Origin of the sequence: Lysinibacillus sp. FW12, from assembly GCF_050817245.1 — a bacterium.
GTDB classification, from domain to species: Bacteria; Bacillota; Bacilli; order Bacillales_A; family Planococcaceae; genus Lysinibacillus; species Lysinibacillus irui.
This window is the reverse complement of sequence record NZ_CP139094.1, coordinates 4,429,434-4,441,635: the sequence shown is the minus strand read 5'-3', so window position 1 is coordinate 4,441,635 and position 12,202 is coordinate 4,429,434. Positions and strand designations below refer to the sequence as shown.

General features: G+C 36.2%; 12 protein-coding genes and 1 other annotated feature. Of the genes, 4 read left to right on the top strand and 8 right to left on the bottom strand.

The features are described 5' to 3' along the window. Window positions 1–164: 164 nt before the first annotated feature. Window positions 165–893, top strand: coding sequence for an IclR family transcriptional regulator (locus SJW71_RS22775; RefSeq protein ID WP_274795341.1), 729 nt, complete (start codon window positions 165–167; stop codon window positions 891–893). A 100-nt stretch (window positions 894–993) separates the two neighbouring features. Here SJW71_RS22775 and SJW71_RS22770 read toward each other — a convergent pair whose 3' ends face one another. Together SJW71_RS22770 and SJW71_RS22765 are read right to left on the bottom strand one after the other, a co-directional pair. Then, window positions 994–2,235, bottom strand: coding sequence for an MFS transporter (locus SJW71_RS22770; protein ID WP_274795343.1), 1,242 nt, complete (start codon window positions 2,233–2,235; stop codon window positions 994–996). A 65-nt stretch (window positions 2,236–2,300) separates the two neighbouring features. After that, window positions 2,301–2,564, bottom strand: a binding site (T-box leader). A gap of 52 nt (window positions 2,565–2,616) precedes the next feature. Beyond that, window positions 2,617–3,240: a hypothetical protein gene (locus tag SJW71_RS22765; RefSeq protein ID WP_431811607.1), complete on the bottom strand. Its 624-nt coding sequence runs from the start codon at window positions 3,238–3,240 to the stop codon at window positions 2,617–2,619. A 63-nt stretch (window positions 3,241–3,303) separates the two neighbouring features. Here SJW71_RS22765 and SJW71_RS22760 point away from each other — a divergent pair, with 63 nt between their 5' ends. Then, complete coding sequence (locus SJW71_RS22760; protein WP_431811606.1) at window positions 3,304–4,290, top strand: quinone oxidoreductase family protein; 987 nt, start codon at window positions 3,304–3,306, stop codon at window positions 4,288–4,290. A 149-nt stretch (window positions 4,291–4,439) separates the two neighbouring features. Here the strand turns inward: SJW71_RS22760 and SJW71_RS22755 are convergent, their stop codons facing one another. Both SJW71_RS22755 and SJW71_RS22750 read right to left on the bottom strand, forming a co-directional pair. Then, window positions 4,440–5,246, bottom strand: a complete 807-nt coding sequence (locus SJW71_RS22755; RefSeq protein ID WP_431811605.1) for an EcsC family protein — start codon at window positions 5,244–5,246, stop codon at window positions 4,440–4,442. Window positions 5,247–5,511: 265 nt separating this feature from the next. After that, complete coding sequence (locus SJW71_RS22750) at window positions 5,512–6,882, bottom strand: PLP-dependent aminotransferase family protein (RefSeq protein WP_274795347.1); 1,371 nt, start codon at window positions 6,880–6,882, stop codon at window positions 5,512–5,514. A 97-nt stretch (window positions 6,883–6,979) separates the two neighbouring features. Here SJW71_RS22750 and SJW71_RS22745 point away from each other — a divergent pair, with 97 nt between their 5' ends. Together SJW71_RS22745 and ldmS are read left to right on the top strand one after the other, a co-directional pair. Next, on the top strand, window positions 6,980–7,564 hold the full coding sequence (locus SJW71_RS22745) for a GNAT family N-acetyltransferase (RefSeq protein ID WP_312507658.1): 585 nt from the start codon (window positions 6,980–6,982) through the stop codon (window positions 7,562–7,564). Between the two features lie 113 nt (window positions 7,565–7,677). Then, window positions 7,678–8,853, top strand: coding sequence for an L-aspartate--L-methionine ligase LdmS (gene ldmS, locus SJW71_RS22740; RefSeq protein WP_274795349.1), 1,176 nt, complete (start codon window positions 7,678–7,680; stop codon window positions 8,851–8,853). Here ldmS and SJW71_RS22735 read toward each other — a convergent pair. The 4 genes from SJW71_RS22735 to SJW71_RS22720 form a co-directional block, all read right to left on the bottom strand. Further along, window positions 8,850–9,557, bottom strand: a complete 708-nt coding sequence (locus tag SJW71_RS22735; protein WP_274795350.1) for an ABC transporter permease — start codon at window positions 9,555–9,557, stop codon at window positions 8,850–8,852. The genes ldmS and SJW71_RS22735 overlap by 4 nt on opposite strands. Further along, window positions 9,554–10,402 carry an ATP-binding cassette domain-containing protein gene (locus SJW71_RS22730; protein WP_431811604.1) on the bottom strand — a complete coding sequence of 283 codons (849 nt, stop codon included), beginning with the start codon at window positions 10,400–10,402 and terminating at the stop codon, window positions 9,554–9,556. Before SJW71_RS22730 ends, SJW71_RS22735 begins: the two co-directional genes overlap by 4 nt. A gap of 145 nt (window positions 10,403–10,547) precedes the next feature. After that, window positions 10,548–11,504: a response regulator transcription factor gene (locus SJW71_RS22725; protein ID WP_322606480.1), complete on the bottom strand. Its 957-nt coding sequence runs from the start codon at window positions 11,502–11,504 to the stop codon at window positions 10,548–10,550. Between the two features lie 11 nt (window positions 11,505–11,515). Next, window positions 11,516–12,094: a dienelactone hydrolase family protein gene (locus tag SJW71_RS22720; RefSeq protein WP_322606481.1), complete on the bottom strand. Its 579-nt coding sequence runs from the start codon at window positions 12,092–12,094 to the stop codon at window positions 11,516–11,518. Window positions 12,095–12,202 lie beyond the last annotated feature (108 nt).

Here is a 12,202-nt window from a genome sequence, read left to right as displayed (position 1 = left end):
AAACTACATTCAAAAGCAGGGGCTACATGTTAAATTTAAAAAGCACATGAAAGATTTGATAATTTGCATGAATTGTAATTTCTAAATTATTCCCCTAACAGCTATTTTAGATCTGTAAAGCTTTAGAGTAGAGGTCATATAGGATAATGGAAGGGAGAAATGGAATGATACAATCAATAGAAAGAGCAATGGTAGTTATAAATATGCTAGCAAGACATCCAAAACGGTTTTTTTCTGTGCAGGAAATTTTTAATGAAACAGACCTACCAACTAGCACAATTTACAGAATATTGTATACATTAGAAAACTTTGATTTAGTAGAGAGAAATGATAATAAAAAGGAATTTCGACTGGGCTATACATGGTTGCAACTTGGTATGAAAATGTATCATGAAACAGATATCAGGGAAAAAGCGCATCCTCTCTTAGAAAACCTTGCCTATAATGTTCGTGAAACGATCTACTTAAGTATTGCAAAACAGTTTGCATCCATTATTATTGATCGAATTGATAGTCCTAAAAATGTACGTATTATTGATATGATTGGTGAGAAAATCCCGTATCCTATCGGAGCTCCTAATAAAGTGTTGCTTGCATTTTCTAGAAGTGAGCTACAGCAGCAATTTTTAAAACAACTTGAAGAGCAAGAGAAAGAAGAATTGATTGAGAAGCTCAATGGTGTGAGAGAAAAAGGATTTGCCATAAGCTTTGGGGAAAAAACAAAGGGAACAGTATCAATAGCAGCACCTATTTTTGATTCAAATAAACAACCAATTGCAGCAATCAGCGCTGAATGCTTTGAATATGATACAGATGCTGAAAAATTGGAGAGTATAACAAAAGAAGTAATTAAAACAGCACAGCAGCTTTCATTTGAATTAGGATATATCTAAAACATTCTCCATTTTAATAACCATCTAATGTCAATGTATAGTAGACGTTAGATGGTTAAATTTTTTTAAAACACAAATGCTTCAGTTTTAGAAAGAATGGTTATTTCCTGCTACTCTCAATGCCTTGGTAATAGCGTCTTTTCGAAGGTCGTGTAGTTAACAGTAGTAGAATAATAGCGGTTAACAACATGAAAAAGGAAGCACTAACGACAACTGCACGGATTGTCATCCATTCAGCAACTAACCCAAATACAGCGGTGAATATAATGATAAAAAGAGCTTCAAAGAATCCGTAAATACTTCCAATTCGCCCCATGCTCTTAGTGGGAATGTTATTTTGATAAAATGTATAAAACCCTGTATTCGCAAAAGCAGTTGCAAATGACAATAGAAAGCATCCTAAAGCAGCAATAAGAAAAGTAAAGGATGAAGTAAAAACCAAATAACCTACTGCTGTTAAAAGAGAACCCATACCGATGAGCCATGCTGTAGGAATTTTTTCGACAAATGCTGAATTGGTTATAGAGCCAATTAACACACCTGCTCCTGCGAGACTGACTAAAATTCCATATTGTCCTTCTGACAATGCAAGAACTTGTGTTGCAAAAGCTGCCTCTAAAGAATCGGTTGCTGTCATCAAAACGACGGTAGTACTAAACAACAAATAGATCATCATGACGTAGCGATTTTTTAAGCTAAAACGTATGACCATTTGCCAATCATATAGTAAGACTCGGTAAAGCGATGCTTTTTCTGTTACATTATCAAATTTTTCATTAGCTTCAACATTAGGCATCTTAAAGGTTATACAGGCTGATAGACATAAAGCAATTGCATTTAAGTATATGGCCATATTGGGTGTTCCAAGTGTAAATAGTAAACCAGCAATAGCAGGACCAGTTAAAAATGCCCCAGAATCGAGAAGGCTACGCAGGGAATTAAAACGTTTCCGTTGTGCATTAGGGATCAATTTAGTGATATAAGTCATAGATGTTGGATGATACATAGTGCTAGCTACTGTAATGATAAAGACTAAGATATAAATTGATACTAAGCTAGAAAAGAAAGGGAGTAAAACGATTAGTATAGATTGAAAAAGATTTAAAATAATCATTAAATTTTTTTTATTAAAACGATCGATTAGGCTTCCTGACCAAAAATTAGTGAGCAAGGATGAGCATGCTCTTACAATATATAAGCCAGAAACAGCAAGAGCTGATTCTGTAAGCTTCAAGACAATCAGATTTAAGGCAATAAAATAGATCCATTCACCAATACTAGAGATACCAATACTACACAATAGGATAGCAGGATAGCGCCAGGCCTCTAAAGATTTTTTCATATAAATTCCTCCTTCAGCAAAGTCGTGATTTGCAAATAAAAAATCCCACCCCCAAGACGTATAGTCTTAGGGACGAGATTGTGGAATTTATACTCACGTGGTGCCACCCTAGTTCACTATTATGTCACCATAATAGCCTTTTCAGTACGACATAGTGCCTATGCTTATACTGTAACTCTATAACGGGAGTTCCCGTCGCACCATCAGTCAAATAGAAATCCAATGCGCTACTCCGAGGCTTGTTTCAATAATTCGTTCTTGCTCGTTTTCAGCAACTCGAGCTCTCTGGGAAGAACAGCCTTATTTACTCTTCTCTTCTCTGTATTTTTGATAGTGTAGCATAGATAGATATTTCTGGTAAATAACCCGTTGGAAATTTAGTTAATTAATTTGCAGAAATGCCTTTAATTGTTTCATTAGCGACTGACAGTACTGAATAGTGAGCGCTATATTAGAAGGGATTTCAAGTGAATGATCAAGATTTTCGAAAACAGAAAGTTTATGTGAAGTTAATTGTGCTATTTTTTCCTGTGAATAATGGGGGTCAGCTGTGCCAATTGCCAAAAAGGCATGTTTGTCTAATAGATTTGTCAATGTATGTTCCAGTGACAACAGGGGTGTAAAGAGCACATAATTAGCAGGGATCAAGGAAGGTCGCTGCATATAAAAATCGATAATAGGCATGGTACCTAAAGATTTCCCTATGTAAATAACATGTGTATAAGGTTTTGTTTGTAAAAAGTCTTCTACAATAGGATTGACAACGCTATAAACCATATTCGAAATAGCTTGAGGCTCCTGCTCGAATTGCTGTTGTGCAAATGTATAATTAATTTGAATGACATCATAGCCGAGTTCTAGCACAAGTAACCTTGAATAGTAAAGAATAGGTTTGTCATAGCTATAGCCAGTCCCAGAGAACATAAAACATATTTTATCGCTATTGTTATCAAAAAAGTTGTAGGATATACCGTTGTACATATCTTGCTTCGGTTTGATTTTCATGTAGGTTCCTCCATTATTTCTATATTTAGTTTATAATTTACTATAACAAGGAGGGGGAAATAAATGAAAGCAATTGTTATGAATGAGTTTGGTGGATCTGATGTTTTAAGATATATAGATTGTCCTAAGCCTACTATCTCTGAAGGAGAGGTTTTAATACGCACTTCTTTCACTAGTGTCAATTATGCAGATATTAAAAACCGTTCGGGTAATAAAGCGAAGGCAAATTTCCCGATGATTCTAGGCTTAGATGTTGCTGGTGTTATTGAAGAGGTTTTCGGAAATAACAGTGCTTTTCAAGAGGGTGACCAAGTCATTGCATTCCCCAAAAGTGGCGCTTACGCAGAATATGTGATAGCAAAGGAGCAATTAGTTTTTAAAGTTCCAAGTAATGTACCTTTTGAAAAGGTTGCAGCTGTACCGACTGTTTCTTTTTTATCGTATATCTTAACACATCAGATAGCACCCATTAGTCAACATGATGCTGTATTAATTCATGCTGCTTCAGGTGGAGTAGGGACAATGCTCATCCAAATGGCAAGAAAGCTTGGTGCAAAACAAATTATTGGTACGGTAAGTAATTTAGAGAAGGCTACAATTGTTGAACAACTAGGTGCAGATCATGTCCTCATATACGATCAATTTAGTAATCATGTCAATAAATTAACAGATGGCCGTGGTGTTGATATTGTATTCGATTCTATTGCAGGAGCTATAACCGAAGAAAGTTTGGCTTGTTTAGCACCTTATGGGACACTGGTGCAATTTGGCAATAGTGGAGGCCGTGCAGGAAATATTAAAACATCAGATTTACATAGTAGCTGCCGTAATATAAAAGGGTTTAGCTTAGGCACAACTAGAGCTTCAAAACCAGAGATGTTACAACAAGTTGCGCAGGATATTTTTACTTTATTAAAAGAAGACAGCTTCCAAGTGCCAATTGCTAAAGTGTTTAGTTTAGAGGAAATGCAAAAGGCGCATGATTTTATGGAAAGCCGTCAGCATCAAGGGAAAATACTAATTAAATATAAAAAAGTAAGGAAAAGATGACACTCTTATAGCAAAGAGTATCATCTTTTTTAGTGCTGAAAAACAAATCAATCAACCAATAGCGATTTTACGCGCAAAGGGTTTATCGTCCCACATAAATCTTTTTAAAGGGCTATTTTGCTCCAACACTTTTGCACCATCTTTTTTCATCAACATTCTAATTCATTTAATTTTTCATAAATACGTCTTTTTCGATAGAGCATAATGCCGGTTTCTGCAACATCCTGTATCATCCCTTTATTGGCATAAGCTCCAAAAACCATCCCTGCAATAGGAATCATCTGAAACAGCTTTTTCCAGCCAAGTTGATCGCGATATGTGTAAAAAACCTCCTGCCAACCCTGAAGCTGAGAAATCATGTTGTCCGAAGCTTTTTTTGTGCTATTCATTGTAGAAAGCTCCTGTAAAATCGCTTCTTTACCAACAATATCAGCAGAAGTAAACTGAAGGCACTTCACAATAAAAATACGCTCCATTTTATCATTCGGATCATAGCCATGAATCATGGCAATTTCCTGCAATGTTTTTAATGCTGTTCCTAAAATAACAGGAATATCAATAGCCAACGTAAAGATTCCACCAAAGCCAGTAGAAGCTCCCTGAACAGTAGCAAACTTTACACGCTCATTTTGCAATTGATCGCTAAGAGTGATCATGTCTTCTAATGGGATTTGACCGATATCAGCAATGGTCAATATGTGTTGAGTGGAAGAGTGGTTACGGATTTTTTGCATCATTGCTTGCTCACTAATTAAATACTTTCCTCCTGATTGAATATAATTTCCCAATTCATCAACCAATAAAGCGATTTTATTTTGAATAAAGGTTGGTGTCATTTTATCTAAAAGCTTAAAAGGTATTCGTCCTAACTTTTCCCAAAACCATAAATCTTTTTGATCTTTTTCCCATACTTTAATTTCCTGTAAATGCTGTTCTAATTGCTCACGGTTCTCCATCTCGTTTAATCCCCTTATGTGTCCATTTAATTTTAATGATTTAGCATATGTTATTTATTTAAGGTCTGCCGAATCTAGATCTAGCCTCCAACGGATGTCTCAGATTTTGAAGAGGAGATTTTTAAGCCTTGCTCGATAAAATCTGAACGCTTTGTTTAGCTGTACCAAAGTGATCTATGCAGAATCTGAGGCTTAATTGATATACGAAAAAATGTTTTAAAGGTTTCGCTTTATTTAATGAGTATTTCGACAAATAAAGAATAAGTCAGCGTTGCCAAACAGAAGCAAGCAGCGCAATGCCATCATTAATTTGCCCAAGTGTCAGTCCACCGTAACCAATAATGACCATTGCCTCATTGGTTCCATTTTGATAGGCAGTAGAGCAAGGGTAGACACGAATGCCTACTTCTTGTGCAAGCTGGATCGCTTTTTTCTCAGTAAGATAATGAGGTAACTTCAAAACAATATGGAGCCCTGATTTTTCACCGATTACCTGAAAGTCATTTGAAAAATGCTGAGAGATAGATGTCAGTAATGCTTGCTGTTTTTTACGATAAATTGTCCGCATTTTAGCCAAATGTTTATCGAATTGTCCTTGTGCGAGAAAATCTGCTAAGACAAGCTGGTCTACTTTGGAGACAACCGATTTTTGCTCTTGGTGGAAGGTCATAAATGGTGCGACTAAAGATTTTGGTAGAATCATATAACTTATGCGTAATGATGGGAGCAATGTTTTCGAGAATGTTCCGAAATAGATAACGTGTTGAAGCTGGTCCATCTTAGCTAATGAAGGGATTGGAAGTCCCTTAAACCGAAACTCCGAATCGTAATCATCTTCTATAATAAGAGTCTCGTTCGAGATAGCCCATTGTAACAATGCAGCTCTTCTTTCCATTGTCATAATCATGCCCAAGGGGAATTGGTGAGCCGGTGTTGTGTATAACATGTGAATTGTTTTTAAGGGAAGTGTTATTCCCGAATTATCCACAGGAATTGCCTCTGTTGATAATCCACACTGCTGTATGATTGCACGTACTCGTTTAAAGCCTGGTTCTTCTAAACCAACCCGAGTTGTTGAACCAAGAAAAAGACAGAGGGCTAAAAGCTGGCTTTGCGTACCACTATAAATAAACACCTGTGAAGCGTCACACACGACCCCTCGGGAGCGTTCTACATAGCGGGCAATCTCCATACGTAAAACAGTTTCTCCTTCCCAAGGGCTTGTTGATAAGTTGTCGCAATTAAAATGCTTTTTCATGAGCTTGTGCCAAACAGCGTAAGGAAACGCTTCGTTATCCACATGGCCATTAGTAAAATCGAATTGTATGTTATCTTGGGGGTTGGTTGTGCTTGGAGCAGCAATTTGTTGTTCGACATGCTGCTGCAGCCAATCAAATTCAAATGGAGCAATGTAATAACCGGATCGTTCTTTGCTATAAATATAGCCTTCTGCAAGTAATTGTTCATAGGCTTCCTTTATAGTATGCACACTGACATCCAGCATTTGAGCAAGAGCACGTTTTGAGGGCAATTGCTCATGAGCGAGTAATCTTTTAGTTAAAATAGAGTGCTTTATTTCTTCATAGATTTGTATGTACTTAGCTGAATTTCCTGTAAATGAAATAGAGAGCTCCACATTCAAAACCTCCTTTGGTATGGTCGTTTTTTTAATAATTGGATATATCCATCATATCAATTTTGCCGTTAAATAAGTAGAAAAGGAGTGAAGTGTAGTGGAATTCATTACATTAGAAAATGAAGTAGTCAAACTAAAGCCTTTAGAGTTAAGCGATATTCAAGGACTTCTAGAGGCAGGTAGTTATCCAGAGATTTGGTCACATATGTCCACAACTATAGAAAAAAGGGAGGATGTGAATAACTTTGTGGAAAACGCACTACTTACAAGAAGCGGTAAAACTGAGTTTCCTTTTGTGATTGTGGATAAACAATCGGGGAATATTATTGGCTCTACTCGTTATATGGATATTGATGACAAGCATCAACGACTAGAGATAGGGTATACATGGCTGACACCCGCATACTGGCGCACAGCTATTAATACCCATTGTAAATATTTATTATTACAATATTGTTTTGAATACCTTCATTTACAACGAGTTCAAATCAAAACAGATCATGAAAATATCCGTTCTCAAAGAGCTATTGAACGTATAGGTGCCACAAAGGAAGGGATATTGCGTAATCACATGATTCGCAAAGATGGGACAATTCGGCATACAGTGATGTATAGTATTACGATTGAAGAATGGCCACAGGTGAAAAAACATGTAGAAGATTTATTAGTGCAAAGTAAATAAATAAAGGTATAAAATGGAATTTAATTAATCTTTAAATCCGTTTTTTCTTATAAAAAGTGTCAAAAAATAATAGGAAGGGTAGAGTACCTAAAACTTGAAAGAGGGTAATCTACTTGAAACCAAAATATACTTTAAGACAAATTTATGGTGATAATGCTGTGTATACACCAAGAACACCGTATAGTGATAATCCTTGGATGATGGATGATCCTCATAAGCTAGATGCTTTAACCTCAAGAGAAGTAGCTATTGCTGATATCCCCGTATTAGTACACCGAGCCACACAAACAGAAAAAGCTCAAGAGCTACATGAAGTGGCAGGGTTACCTTGGGTTGAACAGCCCTATAGTTATGAAACCAAAGAGGAATATTTGGCACAAATTCAATCTTGGTGTGAGGAAGGAAAGACAATTGTTTGTCAATATATCCATGACTTGGAGCACATGGATCGTCAATGCTATTGGATGGATGCCGAGAAATTTAATGAGCTGAATACAAAAGCATATATCGATCATCTAATCGACAGTAAATTCGTGCCGAGCCGTTTAAATGTTGAGACATATAGACTTTCGGATGCCATTAAAAATTGGCAGCCACCAGTTGTACTAAAGCCCGGAGATGATTCTCCAACATCTGGGGGGTATGGTGTCATCATCTGTCATAATAAAGAAGAGCTAACAGAAGGCTTACGGCAATTTCGAATGACCGGTACGGAGAGCATAATTATTGAGGAACTTTTACAGACAAAGGACAATTATAGCTGTCAATTTGTTTATTCAGAGGAGCTAGGTATTCAATACTTGGGAGCCTCTCAACAAATTACCGATGATAATGGCATTTATGAAGGGAATATTATAGTAGAAAAAGTCCCTGAAAAAGTTATTGAAGTGGGAAGACATATTATGGAACGTGGTGTTGAAGAAGGTTTTGTTGGAGTGGCTGGCTTTGATTTAATCGTCACGGAGGCGGGAGATGTTCAAGCCATAGACTTAAATTTTCGTCAAAATGGTTCTACCTCTATGCTGATGTTTCATGAAGCTTTAGGGAAGCCCATTAATAAATTTGCTTCTTATGCAGCACCAAGCCCGGAAAAGAATAAGCACTTTTTTCAAACAATCAAGACATTGATTGAACAAGGGACGTTGTTTCCGCTATCTTTCTATGATGGCGATTACTTTGAAGAGCCTATAGCATCTAGATTCGTTGGCATATGGTATGCTGATACACTAGATGAAATTGAAAAGCTAGAGCAGAAGTTAGTGTATGAAGAAGAAAAGAATGGTCATTAATCGACCATTCTTTTTTTATAGATAATTGCCGCTAAAATCCAAGAAAGAAGAGACCATACAATAATCGTAATCATAGGAATAATCACATCTGTCATAGTGTACTTACCTTCTAATGCTTCCGCTAAAAGTAATAACTGTGAGCTTGGGAGCCATTCCGCTAATTTTAAGATTGGGTAAGTCGAAGATAGAGCTAAGGCCATAGGACCGAATGAGAAGATCAACATTATAGGCAGCACAATGATAGATGCTTCCATGATTGATTTAGCAAATAATCCACAAATTGTACCTAGAGCAATATAAAACACAGCAGAAAGTAATAATGCAATTGCTAAGATAAAAAGGTTCGCAGGTTCGTAGCCAACTAGAAAAATAGCCAGTGCTACAGAAACAATTGTAATAATTAGAACAAACAAGCTTTTACCAATCAAAATATCTCCAAGTGAGGCTGGGGAGAGCATGAGACTGCGAAGAGTGTTTTTTTCTTTTTCTTCTGCAATTAAACTACATTGTACGTAGGTGGTCACTATGGAGAACGTTAAATTAATTGGTAAGAAATATATGTTAATGGTATTTGCACCTGTTTGATTATATAAAAATGCCATTACAAGTGGTAATAACACCATAGATGATACAGCATAGTTACGTGAGAATTCCTTATAATCCTTCATCAATATAGCTTGAATACGTGTCATCGAAATATTCATACTAAATCACTCCCTGTTATTTGCATAAAAATGTCACCAAGTGTTGGCTCGTTTGTATAGATACATCTAACTTGCTCTGATTGCATCCATTGATATAATTTTTCTGCATCCTGAGCACCATTTTCTATAATTTCCTGAGCACCATTTTTAAGCTCTACTGTAATAGTGTCAGTACCAAATTCTTTTTTTAGGTCTTTTGGAGCTCCTATTGCTCGGATTTTCCCTTTATGGAGGAAAGCAACACGGTCACAAAGTATTTCTGCCTCGCTCATATCGTGGGTTGTTAAAAAAATAGTTGTCCCCATATCATTTAATCTTCTTAAGCCATGATAAATATGCTGCGTATTGACAGGATCAAGTGCAGAAGTAGGCTCATCTAAAAACAATAATTCGGGCTTATGCATGATGGCACGTGCAAGTGTAACACGTTGAATCATTCCTTTTGAGAGCTGACTAATCTTCTTTTTTCGGTCTGCATATAAATTGACAAAGTCTAAAGCTTCTTTGACAGCAGAATTAGGTATCTCATATAAATTACTGTAGAGTAATAAATTTTCCTCAATAGATAGTCTTGTGTACAGTCCACTATTATCTGTTAAAATACCAAAACGTTTTCGATTTTGACTTTGCTTCATGTCAGTTGCTGGCTGACCAAATAATAGAACATTGCCAGCAGATTTATCTGTTTGTGCGGTTAATATTTTAATAGTAGTAGTTTTACCTGAACCACTCGGTCCAAGAAAGCCAAATATTTCGCCTTTCTGAATAGTAAAGGAAACATCTTGTAATGCTGTCTCTTTATTAAAAGTTTTTTTCAAATGTTGCACATCAATCACTGCGTTCATGTGTAACCTCCTGTTTGTTGTTGATGTCTATACTATAATCAACAACAGTAAGGCTCACAGTAAAAATTGCGTGAAAGGCAGAAAAATGACCTTCAGTGGAACCTTATTAAAGGTGACAGGAGTCGTTTATTTCCTGGGAAATCTACTAAATTCCGAGTATTTCCTTTAAATCTGCCAGTTTATTTTTCGACAGGGGAACTACTGTCTTTTCTGTACTGTTGAGTGCTAGGCTATAGCTATTGCGTGTCCATGTAATGATCTCTCGAACCTTTTGTAGGTTAACGATATAAGAACGATGACTTCTAAAAAAGCCGAAAGGTGTCAATTTTTGCTCTAGCTCATTAAGGGATAAAGAACATGGGTATGCTTCACCAGCAACAAAGACAGAAACAACCCCATCAACACTTTCAATATAATCAATTTCAGGTGGATTAAATAAAATAATCTTGTCATTTTTCTTTGTAGGAATCTTATCAAGCCGAATTGGTGCGCTCTCAAATGGCTGTGGAGTATGTTCTAGCTCCTCCTCCTTAACATCCAATGTATGTAAACCAGTTCCATCTAGCCTATGTATAACCGTACTTGTAATCATTAAGTCTTCCAAATTATTCGAGAGTAAAATAATGCTTTTTTGTTGCTCGACTAAGCGTTTTAATAATTTTTGGATATTTTGTTTAGAAAAATCATCAATGTTTTGAAAGGGCTCTTCTAAAACTTGCATAGGCGATTGGTGGAGATATGTAGTCAAAAGCTTTAATCGCTGTTTTTCACCAGTAGAAAGTTTATGGATTTTAGTGTTTTTTTGTTCCATAAGGCTAAGTAATTTTAATAAATTCTCTTTTTCCCTAGTTGAATGATGAAAAAGCTTTAAAAAAAACTGTAAATGCTCGAGGACAGTTAGGCGCTCATACAAGGCACTCTCACGAAAGTATGTAAAAGTATTCTTTTGCTTCATAAACCATTGCATCAATGTATGTATTTTAGAAACATCAGTGTAGATCCCAATGATTGTACCAGGTTGTAAGGACAGGTGAAAACTTGGATAAATAACATTACCTCCTTCAATATAGGGATCAACGTCAATATTAATGTTACGTTCCATCTTTGTTCCTCCTAAATTTTGTTCTCTTGTAAAAAGCTTTTAATGTCAGTTTGTGCTTGTAGGAAGCTACTGTAGCAATAATTAGAGTTGGACGCATTCATAAAACCATGAAGCCCCTGATATTGTTTCAGATGGACATTTGGTATGCTCACAAGTGCTTGTTTTAAGGTTTTAACATCAAAGCTACTTTCCTGACTAGGTAAAATAACCAAGGTTGGACAGGAAGGTCTAACATCTATATATTGACGTATACGTGAACCATAAACACAAACGATTCGGTGGAGGGGAAGTGCTGATAATCTCCAAGCTAAAGTGGCCCCTACACTATATCCAATTAATACTACTTCTTCGTAGTCTTCACATGCTTTTAGCAGTTTTTGTGAAAGTAATTCAATAGGAGTATCGAATCCAACTGTCTGTACGAAAAAGTCATAAGCTTGTTTTTCCTGTTCATATGGAAAGGAAAGTCCCTCTGGATAGAGCGAAATACAGGTAGTAGTTGTGTTGTCATCACAGTAAGCTCTCTCCTGTTCTTTAATAAAATGATTTACCCCATATATTTCGTGTAATATAAATAGTATCCTTTTCATGATTACCTCTTTAACTTTTTCCAATAGTTTATCAAAAAGTAACGTTAACGTATATTTTGGAAATTTATGAATGTTCCTTTTTGAAATGAAAAAAAGCTGTCCGACTAC